17 protein-coding genes are annotated in these 22161 nt (G+C 55.5%); 6 read left to right on the plus strand and 11 right to left on the minus strand.

Translation table 11 applies throughout. The features are described from left to right. The first annotated feature begins 58 nt into the window (after positions 1-58). On the plus strand, positions 59-1450 hold the full coding sequence (locus VHE34_RS29325) for a S1C family serine protease (protein ID WP_325594792.1): 1392 nt from the start codon (positions 59-61) through the stop codon (positions 1448-1450). Here VHE34_RS29325 and VHE34_RS29330 read toward each other — a convergent pair. Both VHE34_RS29330 and aspS read right to left on the minus strand, forming a co-directional pair. Continuing rightward, positions 1445-1936: a hypothetical protein gene (locus VHE34_RS29330; RefSeq protein ID WP_325594794.1), complete on the minus strand. Its 492-nt coding sequence runs from the start codon at positions 1934-1936 to the stop codon at positions 1445-1447. The two genes, VHE34_RS29325 and VHE34_RS29330, sit on opposite strands and share 6 nt — an antisense overlap. Further along, positions 1933-3771, minus strand: coding sequence for an aspartate--tRNA ligase (gene aspS / locus VHE34_RS29335; protein ID WP_325594796.1), 1839 nt, complete (start codon positions 3769-3771; stop codon positions 1933-1935). Before aspS ends, VHE34_RS29330 begins: the two co-directional genes overlap by 4 nt. Before the next feature lie 62 nt (positions 3772-3833). Between aspS and VHE34_RS29340 the strand changes: the two genes are divergently transcribed. Both VHE34_RS29340 and VHE34_RS29345 read left to right on the plus strand, forming a co-directional pair. Then, the gene (locus VHE34_RS29340) at positions 3834-4625 is read left to right on the plus strand and encodes a zinc-dependent peptidase (protein ID WP_325594798.1); all 792 of its coding nucleotides are present in this window, start codon (positions 3834-3836) and stop codon (positions 4623-4625) included. Positions 4626-4822: 197 nt separating this feature from the next. After that, positions 4823-5656 (plus strand): zinc-dependent peptidase, encoded by an 834-nt coding sequence (locus tag VHE34_RS29345; RefSeq protein ID WP_325594800.1) that lies wholly within the window; start codon positions 4823-4825, stop codon positions 5654-5656. Here VHE34_RS29345 and VHE34_RS29350 read toward each other — a convergent pair. After that, a complete protein-coding gene (locus tag VHE34_RS29350) occupies positions 5653-6723 on the minus strand; it encodes an FAD-binding oxidoreductase (protein WP_325594802.1) in 1071 nt (356 codons plus the stop codon). The genes VHE34_RS29345 and VHE34_RS29350 overlap by 4 nt on opposite strands. A 31-nt stretch (positions 6724-6754) precedes the next feature. Between VHE34_RS29350 and VHE34_RS29355 the strand changes: the two genes are divergently transcribed. Beyond that, complete coding sequence (locus tag VHE34_RS29355) at positions 6755-7261, plus strand: hypothetical protein (RefSeq protein WP_325594804.1); 507 nt, start codon at positions 6755-6757, stop codon at positions 7259-7261. Here the strand turns inward: VHE34_RS29355 and VHE34_RS29360 are convergent. Next, a complete protein-coding gene (locus tag VHE34_RS29360) occupies positions 7258-13269 on the minus strand; it encodes an alpha-2-macroglobulin family protein (RefSeq protein WP_325594806.1) in 6012 nt (2003 codons plus the stop codon). The genes VHE34_RS29355 and VHE34_RS29360 overlap by 4 nt on opposite strands. Positions 13270-13433: 164 nt before the next feature. Between VHE34_RS29360 and VHE34_RS29365 the strand changes: the two genes are divergently transcribed. Beyond that, complete coding sequence (locus tag VHE34_RS29365) at positions 13434-13697, plus strand: hypothetical protein (protein ID WP_325594808.1); 264 nt, start codon at positions 13434-13436, stop codon at positions 13695-13697. 85 nt (positions 13698-13782) lie between these two features. On the opposite strand, the gene sucD is transcribed toward VHE34_RS29365, so the two are convergent. The 4 genes from sucD to VHE34_RS29385 form a co-directional block, all read right to left on the minus strand. Next, positions 13783-14655, minus strand: a complete 873-nt coding sequence (gene sucD, locus VHE34_RS29370; RefSeq protein WP_325594810.1) for a succinate--CoA ligase subunit alpha — start codon at positions 14653-14655, stop codon at positions 13783-13785. 20 nt (positions 14656-14675) lie between these two features. Then, positions 14676-15485: an ABC transporter ATP-binding protein gene (locus VHE34_RS29375; RefSeq protein ID WP_325594812.1), complete on the minus strand. Its 810-nt coding sequence runs from the start codon at positions 15483-15485 to the stop codon at positions 14676-14678. Between the two features lie 25 nt (positions 15486-15510). Next, positions 15511-16200, minus strand: a complete 690-nt coding sequence (locus VHE34_RS29380) for an ABC transporter permease (RefSeq protein ID WP_325594814.1) — start codon at positions 16198-16200, stop codon at positions 15511-15513. A gap of 66 nt (positions 16201-16266) precedes the next feature. Then, positions 16267-18597, minus strand: a complete 2331-nt coding sequence (locus VHE34_RS29385; protein ID WP_325594816.1) for an NADP-dependent malic enzyme — start codon at positions 18595-18597, stop codon at positions 16267-16269. A gap of 701 nt (positions 18598-19298) precedes the next feature. Between VHE34_RS29385 and VHE34_RS29390 the strand changes: the two genes are divergently transcribed. Further along, positions 19299-19751, plus strand: a complete 453-nt coding sequence (locus VHE34_RS29390) for a hypothetical protein (RefSeq protein WP_325594818.1) — start codon at positions 19299-19301, stop codon at positions 19749-19751. On the opposite strand, the gene VHE34_RS29395 is transcribed toward VHE34_RS29390, so the two are convergent. The 3 genes from VHE34_RS29395 to deoC are packed head-to-tail and all read right to left on the minus strand — an operon-like array spanning position 19724 to position 22048. After that, positions 19724-20905 carry a M20 family metallopeptidase gene (locus tag VHE34_RS29395; RefSeq protein WP_325594820.1) on the minus strand — a complete coding sequence of 394 codons (1182 nt, stop codon included), beginning with the start codon at positions 20903-20905 and terminating at the stop codon, positions 19724-19726. The two genes, VHE34_RS29390 and VHE34_RS29395, sit on opposite strands and share 28 nt — an antisense overlap. A gap of 41 nt (positions 20906-20946) precedes the next feature. Then, complete coding sequence (locus VHE34_RS29400) at positions 20947-21354, minus strand: SPOR domain-containing protein (RefSeq protein WP_325594822.1); 408 nt, start codon at positions 21352-21354, stop codon at positions 20947-20949. A gap of 10 nt (positions 21355-21364) precedes the next feature. After that, on the minus strand, positions 21365-22048 hold the full coding sequence (gene deoC, locus VHE34_RS29405) for a deoxyribose-phosphate aldolase (RefSeq protein WP_325594826.1): 684 nt from the start codon (positions 22046-22048) through the stop codon (positions 21365-21367). Positions 22049-22161: the final 113 nt, after the last annotated feature.

Consider the following 22161-nt stretch of genomic DNA (forward strand, 5'->3'; position numbering starts at 1 on the left):
TTGGCCGAAGGCCCAACTTTAGCGCTAAGCGCCGAAGGCGCAAAAATTCTTGCCGGAAATGATCAAAACCCTCAAGCCAAATCCTTGCCTGTTGGCTTTTCTTTTGAGCCTGGTCGCTCTCATGGCTATGGCCGCCGGTCAGGACCCCAAATTGTCGGGGGTTGAGAACTATGCCCTCAACCGTCCGGGCATCGTCATGATCCGGACCGAGTACACGGCCAACGTCTACGTCAATAGCATGAAAATGGATAACAGGGCATTCAATACCCTGCTGGACTCCATTCAAAACCTGGACCATGGCGGCGGCGTCACCGCCGAACAAAAACTGGACATCGTCCTCCGTGAAATGAACAGCCGCCCGACGCGGTTCTTCCAGACGACCTTCGATTACATCAAGCAACCCGAACAGATCACCTCCACCGGCACCGGCTTCTTCATCACCGGAGATGGCTATGTGGCAACCAACTGCCACCTGATCGATCGGGACGATGCGTTTATCCGCCGCCAGTTCATCCTCTCGGCATTCCGCCAGATCACCGAAGCCTCCATCGCCGCCCTCGAGACTTCCTGGGCCACGCATTTTACCGAACAACAACGCAGCCTGCTCTACGACACCTACGCCTCCGTTTACTCCCGCCTCTTCTCGATGATCCTTTACGATCTCCGGAAGAATATCTATGTCGTTTACCGCAGCGACAGCGGCAGACAACACTCCGATACGGTCAAACGCCAGGCAGGCGTCATCATCAAAGGCCAGCCGATGCCCGGCAAGGATATCGCGATTCTCAAGATCGACGCCAAAGAAGAAATGCCGGTGCTCACACTCGCCCCTGACGATCTTCCCCAGGTAGGTGAGCAGCTCTTCGTCTATGGCTATCCCGGCCCCGTAACGAATAATGATTTTGTCTCCGCCGCCTCCGCCATCGAACCGACCCTCACCACCGGCATCGTCAGCGCCATAAAACGCTCCGTGGGCGGCTGGCCCCTGGTCCAGATGGACGCCAATATCAATCATGGAAGCAGCGGCGGCCCCGTTTGCAACCAACGGGGCGAAGTGGTAGGACTCACAACCTTCGGCAGTCTGGAGAACAATGGTATCCTCGCCGCCGGGCTCAACTTCGCCGTCCCTGTCACCATCCTGAATGAATACCTCGACAGCGCCGGCATCGACGCCAGGCCCGGCAGCGCTACCCACCGCTTCGCGCAGGCGCTGGAAGAATACGACCGGCACCGGTATGGCGCAGCATTGCAGAGCTTCGAAGTCGTACAACGACTGAATCCCCACTACCCCGGCATCTACAACTACCTTGCCGACTGCCGGACAAATATTCAGAAAGGAAAAGGAAGGCCCCTGGGCGCAGTCGAACGCCTGCTCTTCCTCGCAACGATCGCGGTCGCACTGCTGGCCCTCCTGGCCCGCCTCGTCATCAGCCGCCGCTCAAAACTATGAGGCATCGCTCTGATGCACCAGGTAATACCACCGCAAAAGCCGGAAATTAAGGATCACATTCACTACCACGGCCAATCCCAACACAAGACCCACCACCGATACGATCCTGACCGTATTCACAGTCATAAATTCAAGCCCCTTCATGCCGGATATGGATTCCTTCAGTAGGGTAAGCATCTTGGCCGGCTGTTGCAGATTGGTCAACTGATCCATCACCGTCGTCAGACCAAAGAACAGGGACACAAACCCAATGAACCGGATGCCGACAGGCGTCTGGTGGCTAAGCCGGATCTCAGGCCGGCGGATGCTCTTATGCAGCTGCAGGGCAGCGTAGCAGTTCAGCGGAATGGCGCTCAACAAAACGGCGCCTACCAACGCCACGAGGCCCATGACCGGCGCCGCCAATAATACAAATACAGTCATAAGACCCCAAAAGATCAGATTGAACCAGGTCAGTACGCTGGCTACTTTCAATGCTCGTTTCATAGACTGTCCCTCCCACTCGTATCCAACTGGATCGACAGCTCCTTCAGCTGTTTTTCGTCGATCGTACTCGGCGCATCCAGCATCACGTCCCTGCCGGCATTGTTCTTCGGGAACGCGATAAAGTCCCGGATGCTCTCACTGCCGCCCAGGATCGCACACAGCCGGTCAAAGCCAAACGCAATCCCTCCATGCGGGGGAGCACCATATTCAAAGGCCCCCAGCAGGAAACCGAATTTATGAAGCGCTTCTTCATTGGTCATTCCCAGCGCAGCGAACATCTTCTCCTGCAGCGGACGCTGATAAATGCGGATCGAACCGCCCCCGATCTCATTCCCGTTGAGGACCATGTCATAGGCATTCGCCTTGATGTGACTGTAAGGATGCTCGAGATATTTATCCGCATCCTCGATAACAGGGCTATTATTGATCATCACTTCAATGTCCGACGGCTTAGGTGCCGTAAAAGGATGATGCCTTGCCACCCAGCGGTTCTCGTCCTCGGCATATTCGAACAACGGAAAATCCAGCACCCACAACAGCTTGAACTCATCCTCCCGCCGCAGCCCAAGCCGCTTGCCCATCTCCAGCCGCAGCTCGCTCATCGCCTTCCGCGTCCGCTCCTCACGGCCCGCCAGCACCAGGACGAGATCCCCGGGTTTCGCCCCCGCGGCATCCGCAATGGCCTTCAGCTTCTCGGTACCATAAAACTTGTCGACACTGCTCTTGAATCCATCTTCAGCGCACCGGATATACACCAGCCCCTGCATGCCGATCTGCGGCCGCTTCACCCATTCCGTCAGCTCATCGAGCTGCTTACGCGTATATTCATTGCCCCCCGGCACGGCGATGGCCAGCACCGTCTCGGCATTGTCGAAAACGCCAAACCCGGCGCCATTGATCAGCTCGCCGGTGGCGGTAATCGCCCCACCCTTCGTAAAGGCGGATTTCAAATTCAACAATTTCATCCCAAACCGGATATCGGGTTTGTCATTACCATATTGCCACATCGCTTCCTCCCAGGTCATCCGCTCCACAACAGCCGTATAGTCGATATCCTTCACGGTCTTGAAGATGTACTTCACCATGCCCTCGAACATCGCCAGGATATCTTCCTGCTCCACAAAGCTCATCTCGCAGTCGATCTGGGTGAATTCAGGCTGTCGGTCAGCCCGCAGGTCCTCGTCGCGAAAACACTTCACGACCTGAAAATACCGGTCATAACCGCTCACCATCAGCAATTGCTTGAAGGTTTGCGGCGACTGCGGCAGGGCATAGAACTGGCCCGGGTTCATCCGCGACGGCACCACGAAATCCCTGGCGCCCTCCGGCGTCGATTTGATCAGAAAAGGAGTCTCCAGGTCCATAAAATGATTCTCATGGAGATAATTGCGGGCCGCCCGGTTCACGGCATACCGCAACTCGAGGTTCTTGCGGACGGCCGGCCGCCGCAGATCGAGGAACCGGTATTTCATCCGCAGGTCATCGCCCCCATCCGTATCGTCCTGGATGGTAAAAGGCGGCGTCGCGGCCTTGTTCAGGATCGCAAAGGACTGCACCGTGATCTCGATATCGCCCGTGGGCAACTGCGGGTTCTTGCTGGTCCGCTCGGTCACGACCCCCTTCACCTGCAGAACATATTCCCGGCCCAGGGGCTGGTCCGACAGCTGCTTGTTCAGGTTCTCGCCGAACAGAAGCTGCGTGATGCCATAACGGTCACGCAGATCGATAAAAGTAATACTGCCAAATTTCCGAAGCGTCTGCACCCATCCTGCCAGCGTCACGGTCTGGCCGATCTGGGCGCTTCTTAATTCTCCACAGGTGTGAGTCCTATACATTGCCCGTTTTTTGAGCGCCAAAGGTAGGTAGGATGCGGGAAAAATTGCTATTTTTCCGGATAATGAAGCCGGGTACCATACTTTCGATCCTCGCCTTGCCGCTGGTTGTCCTGATCACCGCAGGACTGAAGCGGATCCGGTTCAAGCTGCGCAACCGCACCCTCGAGCTGCAGCGAGACAACTTCAATACCCTGCTTGCCCGCTATAATCCCTATTACCGCAGCCTCAGCAACATGGACCGTGAACGGTTCCTGCGAAGGGTGATGCTCTTCATGCAGGCAAAGGAATTTAAATATGTCGACATCGAACCCGAGGAAAAAATGCCCCTGCTCATCAGCGCAGCCGCTGTACAACTCACCTTCGGCCTCGAACATTTCCTCCTCGATCACTTCAGGACCATCTATATTATAAAGGACAAATACCTTTTTGGTCTCTACAACATGCCCTTCGAAGGCCATGTAAGCGAGGATGGCATCTATCTCTCCTGGGCGCATTTTCTCCGTGAGTTCAGCAATTATTCCGACGGACAGAACGTCGGTCTTCATGAGATGGCCCATGCGCTCACTTATGTAAATTTTACGGTCCGGGAAGGCCGCGATTATGCCTTCCATGATCAATTCGTTGCCTTTTCCGCCGTTGGCCGCCCCATCTTTGAACGCATGAAGACGGGCGAAAGCATCTTCCTCGACCCCTATGCCGCCACCAACTACCAGGAATTCTGGGCAGTCTGTATCGAAACCTTCTTCGAAAAGTCGACAGCGTTCAAACGCCAGTTGCCGGACCTCTACTCCTCTCTCTGCGTCTTGCTCAACCAGGATCCGCTGACGCCTCGTAAAATTTTGACAATCAATTGATTGATAAAAATTTTTTCACAACACTTCTCTTTTTCAGGAATAATGTCTACTTTGTTGGCATCCGTACGATTCATTCCTCTTGATTAAACCCCACTGTAGGTTTTCCCATCCAATCTGAAAACCTGAGTTCCGTATCCATAGCCAATGTAAGACCTGGTTTGTTTTATCACTTCTTAGAACTACAGAAAATGAACCTTATGGAAATCATTGTCATTTTTTCATTGGTGCTGGGGATTCTACTTCTAAATCGTCCGGTCACATCCCTTTTTCAACGACTTTACACAAGACATCAGTTCAAAAGGTTCCTCGGAAAAGAAACGTTCTACCATTCCGTGGTAGCCCGCCACTTTCGCTACTATAACCGCCTGGGCCTGGAAGATCAGCGGAAATTCCTCTTCCGCACCTGGCTCTTCCAGCATTCGAAGAACTTCCATTATATAGAGGTGGAACAGTCGGCCGAAATGCCGATCCTGGTCAGCGCCGCCGCCGTCCAGCTCACATTCGGCCTCGATAAGTTCAAGCTCAACTATTTCGATGACATTTTCATCCTCCGGGATGACTATCACTACGGATTCTATTCCCGTCCCTTTATGGGCCATGTGGATCAAACCGGCATCTACCTCTCCTGGGATAACTTCATGCGCGGCATCACCGGCCAGACGGCCAACTGCAATGTCGGCCTTCATGAGATGGCACACGCCCTCGCCTATGTCAATTTCATTACCCAGACCGAGGAAGACAAACACTTTAAAAAAGAATTCCCCAACTTCTCCAAGGTTGCCCGCCCCATCTTTACCGCTATGCAGGGTGAACACGGCATCCGCAATATGCTGGGCGACTATGCGGCCACTAACTACCACGAGTTCTGGGCCGTGGCCGTCGAGGTCTTCTTCGAAAGCCCGGTTCCCTTCCGGCACGAGCTCCCCGAATTGTACAAGGCCATGTCCCGCGTCCTCAACCAGGACCCGCTGGATTGTGTCACCGGCAGCACGACCATCCTCCTGCGTCCCGAAACGGCCACCGCAGTTTAAGTCTGCCTCAAAAGAACCTTCGTAAATCTTTTCACGTCGGCATCCGCCCGGATGGGCGCGCCCGTCAAAACATGTTGTACCAGCGCATGCGAAAAATATGGAGCCAGCGAACACCCCTTCGTCCCCATTCCGTTAAGTATCCCAACCGCCGGATACGCCGGATGAAACCCCACAAACGGGCGGCGCTCCAGCGTCGCCGGCCGGACCGCGGCAAAATGCTCGAGCGTCCGGAAGGGGAGCTTCAGCCAACTCCGCAACGTCGCCTCCGTCCGCTGCCGAAAAAGCTCCGTCGGCTCCCCATGCTCAAACGACCATTCATACGACGAACCTGTCCAATATAGGTCGTCCCCCCAGGGCACCAGGCTGATCCCCATCTTGGCGATCATGTCCTTCATATCCAATCCCGGCACCTCCACGATCAGGGCCTCCCCCTTGTTTGGAGCAAATGGCAGCCGCGAAAAATAAGGATTATCAAAGCCCGCCGCCCCATCGCAAAACACGATCCGCCGCGCCTCGAGGTCGCGATAGCGCACGCCGTCGCCGGCGACGATCAGGTCCCGCAACTCAAATCGTTCTTCCAGCAAGCCCCCCGCCGCCTTCATCCGCCGCCGGCACGCATCCAGCAGGCCGGGGACATCGACAAGATAGCAGGGCCCGATCGACCCATACCCCAGCTCATACTGAAAACGATCCAACTGGTCGCGCTCATCTCCGGGCACCCGCAGATAAGGCCCACCCTCTTCCAGCCGTCGCAAAAATGCCAGCCGCATCTGCGCCGTGGGAAAGAAGTCCACCACCGTCACTGGGGAGAAAAAGGAGCCATCCAACGCCTCACCCAGCCTGCCATAAGCTTCCCGTGCAAAACCCAGCAACTCGTCGATCATCCAGGTCGTAACCAGCCTTCGACCCGTCACAGGGTTGATCAGCCCCGCCGCGATCCGCGAGGCCGTATGGGGCAACGCCTCATCGATCACGAGATGCGTCAATCCCGCCCGCTCGAGCTCAAAGGATAAGAAGCTCCCCGAAATGCCCTGGCCGATCACCAAAAAATCAACCGCCTGTCCCATCCTTGGTTTGAAGTTTGCATGAAGATAAGTTATGGAAGGACACCGTCTGTCTCAACGTCTGGCCTTTTATGGCTTCAGAAAGATCTTCGACAGCATCAACCAGCATGGCATCCAAAAAGGCGTCGACCGAATGGGGCTCGATGGCTTTATAGAACACTGCGCCCGCCTGGCAGCCTCCACCGGCGCCATCACCGGCATGGGCGGAGCCGTAACCGTCATCGTCGGCATCCCCGCCGACCTCTTCAACAATCTCGCCCAACAATTCCGCGTCACCCTCGCCGTCATCTATGCCCGCCGCGGCAGCTATACCGTCACCTTCGAACAGCTGATGTCCGTCGTCGGCATCTCCCTCGGCCTCGAAGCCGGCCTGATCCTCACCCGCGAGCTCCTCGAAAATGTGGCAGAAAAGCTGCTGCTCCGCATGGGCGCAAAAGTCGGCGGCCGCCTCGTCCCCGTCGTCGGCGCAGTAGTCGGCGGAACGACCAACTATCTCTTCATAAAAAGCGTCGGCGCCTCCGTAAAAAGAATTCCCCTTTAACGCGCCGCTTCCACATTTACATGTATCCCCTCGGAATGAAACGCAAACTCCGGCGCATACATACACTCGATCGTCGTCACCCCATTGCTGAAATTCCCCGCCTGCCCCGCAAACAGCGTATACTCGAACACATGCGTCCCCTTCGGTAGCCACGAGAAGAAAAAGTCTGTGCTCGCATCCCGCGTGCTCTCATAATACCCCAATCCATCCTGCCACCTATATTCACTGAGTACATTCACCGGCTCGAAACACGCTCCCCGCATATCCTTCAGATGCACATACTCCATGCTGCGGTCGGCCCGGATCACCATCCGCACCACCACCTTGTCGCCCGGCTTCAATGACCCATTATCGGCCAGCGGCTCCAACACCGGCCCGCGATCGGTATTGCGCGACACAAAAAGTTTCTTCTCCACGCTCAACGCAACCTTATCCCGTCCCGTCATCGTGACCCGGTCCAGCATATCGAAATATTGCCAGTACACCGCTCCCCAAGCCGGCGAACCATTCCCCTTTGTCGTCATTCTCACCGTGATGTCTCCCATCGAAGGGTTGACGAACGGTCCGTCGAATACCTTCTTATTATAACCCGTCCCCGCATCCCCGCTACCAGCGGGCCAATCGATGGCCTTATCCCCAAGCGTAATAACAACGTCCCGCTCCGCATTCAACCACTCCTGTCCACCCAGCATCAGCGCATAACAGGCATCGGCAGTCGCCTTGGTCGTCGCCCAGTGATGGGTCTGCTTCTGCCGCAACAGCCAGGTCTTCATATCCCGATCCGCTCCGGCATCCCCGCCGATCTCCCGGAATGCCTCGATCAGCAAGGCCTCCGTCTCCACCGGCGCCTGGTACCAATAGTACCCACCGGTTTCCATTCCCTTCCAGTACATGCCCTTTTCCTCGTCCCGGATGGCATTCTGCTTCAGGGAGGCAAGGATATCCTTCGCCGTCTGCACATCACCGGTCCGGTACAGCGCCAGCGCCGCCATGCCCCGCAGATAATTTCCAAGACCCACCCAACTCTTCTGCGCCTGCTTGCGATAAAAGCTCACCGCCGGTAAAACATTCCCGGGAATGCCGGCATCGCTGAAAAAGCTCCGCATATACAGGTATTCGATCGCCACCGGGCTGACCCAGTCGCCGGAAATCGGCCTGGGCCCTTTCGCGCGTTTCCGCGCAGCAAGCAATTCCTCATATTCCCTCTTCAGCTGCTCATCCAAAAAGGGCAGTGCAAGGGCTACAATATTCTTTAGCTTGTCATCCAGCGAAGGCGGAACGGCCTTCAGCTGCCGCAGCCGCCCGATCCCCGTCAGGATATATTGCGTGATATACCGGTCGTCCAGCCCCCCCTTGAACCAGGGAAAACCACCGCCCGTCGATTGCATCCCCCGCAGTTTATCCACCGCCGACTCGAGCTCCCGGCTCATCCGGTCCAGGTCGAAAAGCATCGCAATATTCTTCTTCTGCTGCTCCTCGCTCTTCCCCTCCAGCACCCACGGCGTTTCCTCTGACAGGATACTCTTCAACTCCTGATTCTTTTGCAGATTGCTCAGCAACGCCGCCGTATCCGCCGTCCGCCACTTCTCAAAAACTTCCCGCAGCCGCGGCGTGTTGCTCACGATCCGGGTCGCCAGCGCATTGGCATAAGCCCGGTTGAACACCTGCTCGGCGCATTCATAAGGATACTCCATCAGGTAGGGGAGGGCCTGCACCGCATACCAGGCCGGGTTGGCCGTGAATTCCACCGTCAGCGCATGATGGTTCAGCGTCTCGCTGCTCCCGCTCTTCAACAATTTCTCGAACCGGAAATGCTTCGTCCCATCTCCCGGCATATTCAGTGGCAGGCTCTCGGTCACCAACATCCGGTTGCTCACCACCGGCAACGTCGCCTCCTCTCCATCGCTATAGTTGCGCGCCTCCGCCGTCACACGGTACGTCAGCGGCCGGTTGTACTGGTAAGGAATGTCCAGCGGGAACCCAACCGACACACTCCCATGCGCAGGCACGGTGAAATATTGATTAGCCTGGCGGTTGACGAACCACCCATCCGCCGTCTGCCCCGTCGTCGGATCGGTCAGCGCCAAATGAACCTGCCCCGTCATCTCCGAATCCGTCAAATTCACCACCTTCACCGGCAGCTCCATCCGGTCCCCCTCCCGCAGGAACCGCGGCGCATTCGGCTGCACCATCAGCTCCTTCTGCGTAATGACCGTCTTCTCCGCATACCCAAAGGCCAGATCCCGCGTATGCGCCAGCGTCATCCACTTCCAGCTCGTCAGCGCCTCCGGCATCGTAAAGCTGAAGCTGACATTCCCTGCACTGTCAGTCGACAGATCCGGAAAAAAGAATGCTGTCTCCCGGAAATCCTTCCGCAGCTGCGCAGGCGGCGGCGCCGTCGGCGCCGACCCAAAATAGTCAGCCGCGTCCTCCTTTTTCATCACTTTCGCATCCGCATACATCTCTCCACTGTATGTGACATTCCTTTCTATCACCGCATCAGCCCTCATCGCCGGCCGCTCGTTCGATTTGTACCTTATATCCGGATTCATGTCATGCAGGATTTGATATCGCGGCGTCAGGGCACTCCCCGGCAGCAACAGCACGTCATACGAATATTGACGCCCCATCACCCACCGCTCGAAGAACGGCCGCCCCTGTGACCGGACGCTGGTAAACATCTGCCCGGTCGACCAGGCCGCAGGCCCACCAAAGTCCGGGTAGAGATCAGGCTTCGTCCAATCATGCGCCCGGAATGCATCCAGCGACGCATCATACATCGCCGTTAAAACTTCCGCCGACACCTTCTCCCCCTTGCTTCCGCTAAGGGTCATTCGCCATTTCTCCGCACTGCCGGGCTCGGTCTTGTCCCGGAAGCTCACATAATGAATGTTCAATGTTTTGTTCGTCCACGGAACTCTCACGGTCATCGCATGAGTATAGACCCGGTTGTCGCGCACAAAAATATCCGTGACGCCAAATCCGCCCCGGTCCGCTTCTGTGACCATCCACTCCGTACTCTTTCTTTCTTTATTCATGGCAAAGGAGGTATATTCCTTTCCGCCGTTTCGTTCCACCATCCGAATGACATTCAGCGCCACATCCGATGACCCCGTGGCTGTACTCACCCGCATCCCCGGGTCCGCGGAGATCACGTCATCGGCCGGCCACAAGTATTGCGGGCTCGCCGTCCGCCCTGTCTTCCCGTCATACAACTGGATATATTGCCTGTCGACCACCGCCTGGCCATATTTATCCACCGTCCGGGCTTCAAGGACATACCACCCCGGCTGTTGCACAGGTCCGGGTACCACGGCATCCATTTTCCCCGATGCGGGCACGGCCAAAGCCGTCGACCAGGTAACATTCTCCTTCTCCCAACTCTCTTTCTTGCCTTCTTCCCGATACTCGTCATGCGGGAAAGAATCCAGGAACGCTTTTTCACTCAGCACGAAACGGTCAGGCGCTTCCCAAAGCCGTGCACGGATCAACCGTTGCGGAGCGTGTAAAAGGGTCATGGTCAACTCGACATCGGCGTTCACCGGCTGACCGGCGAGATTGCTGACCGTTACCGGGATCTTCCCTAAACTGCCTGTCGGCAACTGCCCCCCTGCCGGCAGATCGATTCCCAGCCGGAGGGCCGTGTAACCCGCCACGATCGACGCGTGCCCGCTTCGTGTCTCCCCATTGAGATCCGTCACGTCCGCACTCACCTCGTAGTCGTATTCCGGCTTCGTGTCAGGACTCACCTTCGGGTCCGGCAAGGCAAAGAAGGAGACAGAAAACTTTCCTTGTCCATCGGTCTTTATTTCACCATGCTGGATCTCCGTAAAGCTGTTCGGCATCACCCGCCGCCAAAATAGCCAGGAATACCGGAAACGAGCCCTGCGCGTCACCCGATAAACGACTTTCGCCCCATCGATCCCGTTCCCCGAATAGGCCTTGGCAGTTCCCGTCACACGAATACTATCGCCTACCCGGTAGCTACCCTTCAGCGTGTCATAATCGACAAAGAATTTCGGTCGTTTATACTCTTCTACCGAAAAATCCACACTGCCCCGGTTGTCTCCCATACGGATCGTATATGAACCGTTGAGCCGGTTCTCCGGTAACCGGAAGGCGCCATGATAGCTTCCAAATTCATTCGTGGTCAAAGAAAGACTGTCCACGACCTGGTTATTTGCGTCCTGCAGGAACAGCTTCACCGGATCACCCGTCACCGGTTTGTCTTTATGATCACCGGCATCCTTCGTCACCTCGATCCCTTTGAAATAAACAGTCTGACCCGGACGGTAGATACTCCGGTCGGTGAACAGGAAACAGCGCGCGAGCCGTCGTTCATATTCGCGTCTGTCTTCTGGCTCTCCCGTAGCCTGCTCAGTAGAAGAATAGAGCCGATAGATCGGTTCCGTCGTCGAAAATCGGTCTCCCGGGATCGTCACTTCCAGGATGGTCGAAGCCCAGGAATCCGGTCTGCTCTTCTTTTCAAGCCGGAAGTGCCCCTGCTGATCGGCCGTATACGATCCCCCTTTCTGGTCCTGTTTCCGTTTCCCGCCGTCCTCCCGGTACCACACTTGCACTGAGGCGCCTGCCAGCGGTTGACCGGTCTGCCGATCCAGCACGAAATAATCGTCGTCCTGGCTGATCCAACTTATCCGCGTAACATACAGGTCCAGCAAACACATCGCCGATCCCTTCAAGCTCCAGTCGGCATTCGTACCAGCTACAATACCATAGTGACCCGGCGGAAGCGAACCCACCGCGATCTCCGTCTGATGCGGGTTATGGTCCTTTGTATCCGGCAGGTCCTGCGACCAGTTGCGGACAGCCGGCAATTGAAGCAGCTTAACCCAGAAGATACTGTCATAAACATTTTCTCGTTCAGCGCCATTCCAGTCCAACCGGACGATCCGCAAGTACAGCCGCGATAGATTATTCCAACGTACCAGCGCACGGAACGGTTTTCCGGGAATATTCACCCGTTCGGTGGTCAGCGTCAGCTCTTTTCGTTGCAGCGCAGTCAGCAGGTTCGAACAGTTCTGCTTTCCTTCGCTCTCATTGGGCTGCGCGATCACCTTCTCGCAGATCTCTATCGCTTTTCGGTTTCCCAGAGTATCCCGCTGATCCTTCGGGACACCAGGTTGGTCGGCATATTGTTGCGCCTGCAGATACCAGGCTTCCGCCGCAGCTGGAAGATCGCCATACCGATCCGTCAACCGGCGCAGGCCGTTCATGTACCGCTGCTCTTTATCCGCCGCGTCCCCATACTGATGTTCAAAAACGAGTTGTTCGATCTCTACATCGATCAATGCATTCGGGGTCTTGTCAGCGCGATGCCGCTGCAAAAGCCGCTCGAACAACAACCGGGCCTGGGCGGTCTCCCCGGTCTTGAAATAGTCCAACGCCACATGCGCCAGCAGATCGAAAAGGGTCGGGCGCAAACCGGCCGTATTCCCTTTTATCACGATCGGTGAATAATTGTCGACCGGGGTCCGCCAAAGCACGTCTTCATCGGCAAGCGCGGCCCGGAAAACAGCGACGATCTTTTGAGTAAGGTCCTGCACCGACCAGGTAGCCACATCCGTCTTGACAAAGTTCACCGTAGTGGTCCGGCTTTCGATCGTGTACTGGTGCTGCCGCAGATAGTCAATATATAATTTGGCCAGGATACATTCCAGGATCGATCGGGCCGGCTGTTGGTCGAGCCCCGGGGCAAGTTCCTTCTCCAGGTCCTTGATAGCAAACAGTACCCCACTGTCCGTACGACTCTGCTCCAGGTTCAACCGATACACCAACGCCTTGATCAGCTGCGGATCATTCTTCTCCTTCCGCGCTATAACAGAAAGTTTATTGACCTCATTCAACGCCGACTGCGTCAATCCCTTCTTCTGGATCAGCGAATCAACCGCCTTCCACCTCGCATCATAATCCGCTGACTTCACCTGCGCATCGACGATAAACCCCAACAAACAAAACGACGCAAAGAACAATACCCGCTTAAGGCCCATAGGAGATAATTTATTTAAAGATAAGATGCGATCCCTGAACCCATTACACAAAGATCGGCCCTTTTAACAGGACCCTAACTTTTAGCCCTTAAACACAACGCCTTAGCCGGCATCTTATATATGAACCCGCTATTGAGTTCAACAAAAACTTAAAATTTACTTGTATGAAAACGAAATTGACAATACTCCTCGCAGCCGGCCTCTTCTTCGCCGTTGGCACCCAGGCCCAGGGTCGTCATGATATTCGCAACGACCGCATGGACATCCGTCATGACCGTAACGATATCCGTCACGACCGCCGCGACGTAAGATACGACCGCGCATTCGACCGGCGCGACCTGGCCCACGATCGCCGCGATCTCTACCACGATCGCCGCAACCTCCGCTTCGACCGGCGCGACCTCAACCGTGATCGGAACTGCTACTAAGACAGGCACTGTTTCTGACTACACATAGGCCATCAAACAAAAAAGGCTCCCGAAAGGGAGCCTTTTCCACGTATAAAAAGAAAAATTATTTCTTCAGCACCTTCGCCATCGTGGAACCGATCTCCGCCGGTGTCTGCACCACCGTGATCCCACACTCCGCCATGATCTTCATCTTCGCCGCCGCCGTATCATCCGCACCGCCGATGATCGCTCCCGCATGACCCATCCGCCGGCCGGGAGGCGCCGTTTGACCGGCAATAAACCCAACTACCGGCTTGCGATTGTTCTCCTTGATCCACCGCGCCGCCTCGGCCTCCATGCTACCGCCGATCTCGCCGATCATTACGATGCCCTCCGTCTCGGGATCGTTCATCAGCAACTCTACCGCCTCTTTCGTCGGCGTTCCAATGATCGGATCTCCGCCGATCCCTACGGCGGTAGAAATGCCCAACCCCGCCTTCGCCACCTGGTCCGCCGCCTCATAGGTCAGCGTACCCGACTTGCTCACGATCCCGATCTTGCCTTTCTTGAAGACAAACCCCGGCATGATCCCCACCTTACACTCCCCGGCCGTGATAACGCCCGGACAGTTGGGCCCGATCAGCCGCGTATTCTTACCCAACAGGTAATTCTTAGCCTTCACCATGTCCTGTACCGGGATACCCTCTGTGATACAGATCACCAGCCCGATCCCCGCTTCCGCCGCCTCCATGATCGCATCGGCCGCAAAAGCCGGCGGAACGAAGATGATCGATACATTCGCACCCGTCGCCTTTACAGCGTCAGCCACGGTATTGAACACCGGACGCTCCAGGTGCGTGCTGCCACCCTTACCCGGCGTAACACCGCCAACCACCTGCGTACCATATTCGATCATTTGCGTAGCGTGAAACGTCCCCTCTGTACCCGTAAATCCCTGTACGATAATTTTGGACTGTTTGTTAACTAAGATTGCCATTAGAGTAGATTTGATATTTTTTATTTGAGCAATTCATCCATATTGCGGTTATTGTCGATCTTCCCCTTCGATTCCAGCATCCGCATGTCCTTGGCATCCTGCAGAAATTCCGAGGCAAAGATAAAGTCATTCAACAGCTTGTTCTTGCTAAAGATGATCTCTTTATTCGTCCCCTCCCATTCCTTGTGTCCCTGGTACATATACATGATGTGATCCCCGATCTCCATCACGCTGTTCATATCGTGAGTATTGATCACCGTCGTGATATTGTATTCCAATGTGATCTCCTTGATCAGCTTGTCGATCAGCAGCGAGGTCTGCGGGTCCAGCCCCGAATTGGGCTCGTCGCAGAACAGGTATCTCGGGTTCAATACGATCGCCCGGGCGATCCCCACCCGCTTCTTCATCCCCCCCGAGATCTCGGCCGGGAACTTGCTGTTGGCCCCCTGCAGATTCACCCGCTCCAGCACCTCGTCCACCCGCTTCAACTTCTCGCCCGCGGTATTCTTCGTGAACATATCCAGCGGGAAAAGGATGTTCTGCTCCACCGTCATACTGTCGAAAAGGGCCGATCCCTGGAACAGCATCCCGATATTCTGCCGCAACTCCTTGCGGTGCTCTTCCGTCATCTCGGAGAAGTTCATCCCGTCGTACACGATCTCGCCCGAATCCGGCTCAAAAAGGCCGACCAGGCATTTCATCAACACCGTCTTCCCGCTGCCGCTCGTGCCGATGATCAGATTGCACTTCCCGGTCCGGAATTGAGTGCTCACGTCATCGATCACCGTCTTTTCGCCAAATCCCTTTTTTATGTTCTTGATCTCGATCATTTGAAATGGTTTGGGCCGGAGCCACTTAAAGCAATACAGCCGACAACACATAGTCGGCAAACAATACCAAAACACAGGACACCACCACCGACTTCGTGCTCGCCCGCCCGATCTCCAGCGCCCCACCCGAAACATTGTAGCCATAATAAGCCGGAATGCTCGAGATGATGAACGCAAATGTATAGGACTTTGCCATGGCAAAAAACACATTATAAGGCTTGAAATACTGGTGGAGACCCTTATCGAAGGCAGCAGGCGAAAGAATACCCGTCAGCGTTCCCGCCAGCCGGCCCCCCAGCATGCCCAGCACCATCGAGATGACGACCAGCATCGGGATCGTCGCCGTAGCGGCCAGCAGTTTCGGCAGGATGAGATAAGATTTGGTGTTGATCCCCATGATCTCCAGCGCATCGATCTGCTCGCTCACCCGCATATTGCCCAGCTCACTCGCGATCTTGCTGCCCACAACCCCCGCCAGTACGATACACACCAGCGTGGGCGAGAATTCCAGGATGACCGTATCCCGCACGATCTGGGCGATCGTCGACAGGGGTATCAGCGGGCTGACCAGCTGATACGCCGTTTGCAGCGTCGACACCGCGCCCATAAACACCGAAATGATCGCCACAATCCCCAACGACCCGATACCGATCTCCGAGCATTGATGCATGAATTCCTTCCAATACATCTTGCCGTTCTCCGGCTTGGTAAACATTCCCCGTAAGGTTAACAGATAACGCCCGAATTCCGTAAAAAAAGTCATTACCTAAAATTATATCATTTAATGCCTCGCCCGCTTCCACCACGGCGCTTTCCTCGCTTCTTCCTCCGAGGTGGACTTGCATTTGATCTGTGCGTCGACAATGGCGACCAACGCCATATTATAGATCTGCCGGACCGTACTGCCCAGCTGCAGGACATGCACGGGTTTTTTAAGCCCCAGCAGGATCGGCCCGATCGCATCGGCGCCCCCCACTTCCTTCAACAGGTTATAGGCGATGTTCCCCGCCGCGAGATTGGGGAACACCAGCGTGTTCACCTCCTGGTCCACCAGCTCGCTAAAGGGGTAGTTCTCCCGCAGGATATCATTATTGAGCGCCACACTGGCCTGCATTTCCCCATCGACGATAAGCCCCGGCTCCTTCTTCTTGACAATCTCCCGGGCCTCGGCCACAAGCCGCGCCTCCGGCGAATCGCTCGTACCGAAATTGGAATAGCTCAAAAGGGCCACCCGGGGAGTTAGATTGAAGTTCTGGACCTCGCGTGCCACAAGCAGCGTAATATCCGCCAGTTCTTCGGCGGTCGGATTGAAGTTGACCGTAGTATCGGCCAGGAACAGCGGGCCCCGCTTCGTCAGCAGGAGATACATCCCGGCGATCTTCTTTACCCCGTCCTCCGTACCAATGATCTGCAAAGCAGGGCGGATCGTATCGGGATAGTTCTTGGTCAACCCCGAGATCATCGCATCGGCTTCGCCCGTCTCTACCATCATACAGCCGAAGTACAGCCGTTCCCGCATCCGCTTGTAGGCCTCGTATTTGTTGAAGCCCCGCCGCTGGCGCTTCTGGAAGAAGATCTCCCCGAACCGCCTCCGCTGGTCTTCGTATTCGTCATTATACGGGTTGATCACCGGCATGCCCTCCAGGTCTATCTGGTTGCTGGCCGCAATATGCCTGATCTTCCGTTCATCGCCCAGCAACATCGGGTAAGCGATCCCCTCATCGTACAGCAGCTGAGCAACTTTTAAGATTTTTACGTTGTCCGCCTCGGCAAACACCACGCGCTTGGGGTTCAGCCGCGCCTTGGTGCTCATCACCCGCATCAGCTGATTATCCAGCCCCAGTCGGCGGTTCAGCTCGATAGCATATGCTTCCCAATTGTCGATCTGGTGTTGCGCCACACCGCTCTCTATCGCCGCCCGCGCCACCGCCGGCGCGACGGTCGACAAAAGCCGCGGATCGAGCGGCTTGGGAATGATATAAGTAGGTCCGAAAAGGATGTTCTTTTCGTTATAGGCCATGTTGACGATATCCGGGACAGGAGTCTTCGTCAGTTCGGCAAGGGCCTTGACGGCCGCCAGCTTCATCGCCTCGTTGATCTGCGTCGCCCGGACATCCAGCGCGCCCCGGAAGATAAAAGGGAATCCCAGCACATTATTCACCTGGTTGGGATAGTCGCTCCTGCCCGTGGCCATGATGATATCCTCTCTCGCAGCCGTCGCGGCATCATAGGTGATCTCGGGGTCGGGATTAGCCATGGCGAACACAATAGGCCGCCGGGCCATGCTCCTGACCATCTCCGGGGTCACCAGGTTCCCAACGCTGAGCCCAAGGAAGACGTCCGCATCCTTCATCGCTTTTTCAAGCGTCCAGTCGTTCTTTTGTACCGCAAACTTCCTCTTCTCGTCGTCGAGATCGGTCCGGTCGATATGCAACACCCCGTCCTTGTCAAACAGGATAAAATTCTCCGGCCGGGCCCCCAACGCCACATATAGCTTTACGCAGGCCATCGCCGCAGCACCCGCACCGCTGACCACAAAACGAACCTTATCGATCTTTTTCTTCTGAATCTCAAGCGCGTTCAGCAACGCGGCGCTGCTGATAATGGCCGTGCCATGCTGGTCGTCGTGCATCACCGGGATCTTCAGCTTCTCCCGCAGCGCCGCCTCGATATAAAAACATTCCGGGGCCTTGATGTCTTCCAGGTTGACAGCCCCGAAGGTCGGCTCCAGCGCTTTGACGATCTGCACGAATTTCTCGGGGTCCTTCTCGTTGATCTCGATATCGAAGACGTCGATATCGGCGAAGATCTTGAATAATACCCCCTTCCCCTCCATCACCGGCTTCGATGCCTCGGCGCCGATATCCCCTAATCCCAGCACGGCCGTGCCGTTGGTGATCACCGCCACCAGGTTGCCCTTGGCTGTATATTTATAGATTTCCTCGACGTTCTTGTGGATTTCCTTGCAGGGTTCCGCCACTCCGGGTGAATAGGCAAGGGAGAGGTCCCGCTGTGTTTTTGCCTCCTTCGTCGGTACGACCTCTATCTTTCCCGGCCGTCCTTTGGAATGATATTCAAGCGCCTGCTCTTTACGGAGCTGTTTTTTTTGCATTACAGGTATTTACGCGGACATAATAACCGGGTGCAAAATACGAAAATGCCGCAAATCAGGCTTTTATCCATTTTTACCCTGCACCGGCCGTTTTTTGCCCCAGGCCGCATTCCCCGTGAAAACACCCATTTTGGTCGAATTCGGTACCACTGCAGCAAAAATGCGCGTCTTCTTTGTAAGTTTACGCTTAAGTGGTTGTAATTCAAACCATTAATCCCGTTTTGTCCCTTTTTTGACCCCGTTTTGACCTTATGCCTTTTACGCACCTTTGCCTGTCCTGCAAACGAGTCATCTTTTGTGCACTCTTTGCCTTACCGCTCCTTTCCGCGGCAACTTCAGGCTATTGGACAGATTTTCACAACACTTCTCCCACTCGGATCGACCCAAAGACAAAACGGGTCTGGAAAAAACTGGTCAGACAAATCCGTAGAAAAGATGCAAGTCTGCAGCGTCAGATCTTTGAAAAATGCGACTCGCTAAAAAAAGATTCCATACGGTCGTTCTTAGACGGGGAAACGATCCGGTTATTGGGATTGCAGGTGTTTGAATTGCAAAGGCGGGAACCTGCCTTACATAATCTTCTTAAGGGTTTGAAAGGGCTAAGAAAAAGTAAAGTGGTTTATTCGGTCCGTTTGGGAGTAGGCTCGAACGACGAATCAGAAACATACTATGAGCATCCCTCCATTCAGCATCCTCAGGGTATGATCGTACTCCAGGTGGCTGGTATCGGCACCTTCGTTCATGAGTCTACCCATGGCGTCCAGTTTGATGCCGGGGGAATGGCTTTCAGAAAAGATCGCAAGGGTGTATTCGGCGAAGATATCTTTGATGAGGTGGAAGCATACAGGTCACAATATTCCTTCGAGCCTGACTCTTTAATTGGGCCGCCATTTCCACCGGAGCAATTGATATTCAAGCGAATCGATACTGCCTGGGTCCGTAGACTGGAAAGCAGGAATGGAAGGATCTATTCTTGCGGCGGCTCCGCTAATGTCGCCCAGGTCCGGCTCACTATCTATTCAGGTTGGGAGGAAATCCGCGAAGGGTACCATTGCGACTCCGAGCTGGACCGGAAATACCCGCCAGGATACAAGCCGACAAATGATTCCACTCTCTATTATAACGCTCAAAACCGCAGGGTCGCACCAAGATAAGCCATCATCCCCACCCCTATCTCGATCGCGCTCTCATCAATATTGAAGGTCGGCGTATGCACCCCCGACGTGATGCCCTTCTCCACATTCATCACCCCAAGCCGGTAAAAACAGCCGGGTATCTGCTGCGTATAATAGCCAAAATCTTCGGCCCCCATTCTCACTTCCGTCTCGAGCACCCGGTCCGCGCCCATGAATTCCCTCGCAGCCGCCCGCGCCACTGCGTCCAGCGCCTCGTTGTTATGCACCATGGGATAGCCGACGTCGATATGCAGATCGATCTCCGCCCCCATGCTGTGTACCAGCTCCGTCGCCTGCTTGCGGATCAGCTCATGCGCCTTGAACCGCCATTCTTCGTCCATCGCCCGGAAGGTGCCCATCAGCTTTACCTCGCTGGGAATGACATTCGTCGTAAACCCACCCTGCACCGAAGTGATCGACAACACAGACGGCGACAACGGGTTCCGGTTCCGGCTGATGATCTGCTGCATCGCCACCACCAGGTGCGACGCGACAAGGATCGTATCGACGGTGAGATGCGGCGCAGCGGCATGCCCGCCCTTTCCGCGGATCGTAATATATAGCTCGTCGGCGCTGGCCATCACCATGCCGCCGCGAAAACTCAGCTTTCCGGTCTCCAGCCCGGGGTGAACATGTAGCCCGAAGATGGCCTGCGGAGCGGGATCTTTCAGCACACCCTCCTTGATCATCAGGCTGGCGCCGCCCGGATTCTTCTCCTCCCCCGGCTGAAAGATCAGCTTTACCGTTCCCTCCCATTCCTTCCGTAACTCCTGCAATACCCTCGACGCGCCCAGCAGCACGGTCGTATGCACATCATGCCCACAGGCATGCATCACCCCTGGGTTCTGGGAGCGATACGGAACCTCATTGGCTTCCTGTATCGGCAGGGCGTCCATATCCGCCCGCAGGGCAACCACCCGGCTGCCCGGGTTCTTTCCCTCGATCGATCCGACCACGCCGGTGCCGGCCATCACCCGGAAGGGGATGCCCATTTTTGCCAATTGTTCCTGTACGAATGCCGAGGTCTGGAATTCCTGGTAGGAAAGCTCCGGGTGCGCATGCAGATGATGCCGGATATCGATGAATTCAGGGGCGTACTGCCTGGCTAATTGCCGGATATTTTCTTTTAACATATTGTATTAAATGGCCCGAAGCAAAGCATAAATGAGACTCATCAAAGCTTGATCTCGATGATGTCCCGTATCACGTAAAGGCCGGATGGAAACAGTCGCGACAATTGTTGCATCGCCTGTTCCGCCTCTTCCTGGGTCTTGAAATTGCCGACTTTTAATTTGTAGTTGGGTGCCTGATACAAAAGATACGGCTTCAGATCGGGGAACTCTTCATACACCTTCACCTTCGCCGCATAGACCTTGTTGCGGTCGGGGGAATTGATCACCTGTATTCTGAACCCCGGGACATTCCGCCGCGCATCCCGGGTGGTCAGATCGTTGATCTCGATCTGCTTTTGCACCAGCGAATCCACCCGCGGATCCTTCCTCACCACCACGCCCGCCGTGTCGGTCTGGGCCAACCCCTGACGGGCAATGAATAAAAAGGCGACAAACACGATCTTATACATAATATTATATTTAATAGCCCCCGCCGGCCCCAGCCTCACCTTTAACGATCTCCACGCTCGCACTACACCCCAGCCGGTCCGCACCTGCATCGATCAATTGCTGTGCCAATGCCGCAGTCCGAATCCCGCCCGAAGCCTTGATCCGCACCCCCGCCGGCAAATGCGCCCGCATCAGCCGGACAGCTTCCACCGCCGCCCCCTTCTCCGCATAACCCGTCGAAGTCTTCAAAAAGTCCACACCCACGCCACCATACAGCTCACAACAACGCACAATCTCCTCATCCGTCAAAACCCCACTCTCGATGATGACTTTCACAATCTTGCCTGCCGTATGGATCGCCGTCGTCAACAACCGCATCTCCTTCTCCAGCAAGCCCCAATCCCCCGCCTTCAACGCGATGAGATTGATCACCACATCCAATTCATCTGCCCCGTCCGCCAGCGCCTGCTCCACCTCGGCGAGCTTGGCCGAAGCCACGGAATAGCCAAAGGGAAAACCGATCACCGTTGCCACTTTCACGCGTCCATCACCACCCAGCTCCTGCAAAGCAAAAGTCACAAACGGCGGCGGTACACACACCGCAGCAAATCCATATTCCACCGCCTCCCTACATATCTTACTAATCTCTATATGAGAGGCTGTAGGTTTCAAAATGGTATGGTCAATATAACGCGCCAACATACTCACCGACATTGATTGAGCGGAGCTCTATCCGTACGCTTTGCGTACAGACATTAGCCAAAGGAGGTGAAAAATCATTTTTTGGGTCAATTTTTCGCCGACTTTTTGTAAGTGTTTTACCGCTA

Origin of the sequence: Puia sp. (assembly GCF_035546395.1) — a bacterium.
Classification (GTDB): Bacteria; Bacteroidota; Bacteroidia; order Chitinophagales; family Chitinophagaceae; genus Puia.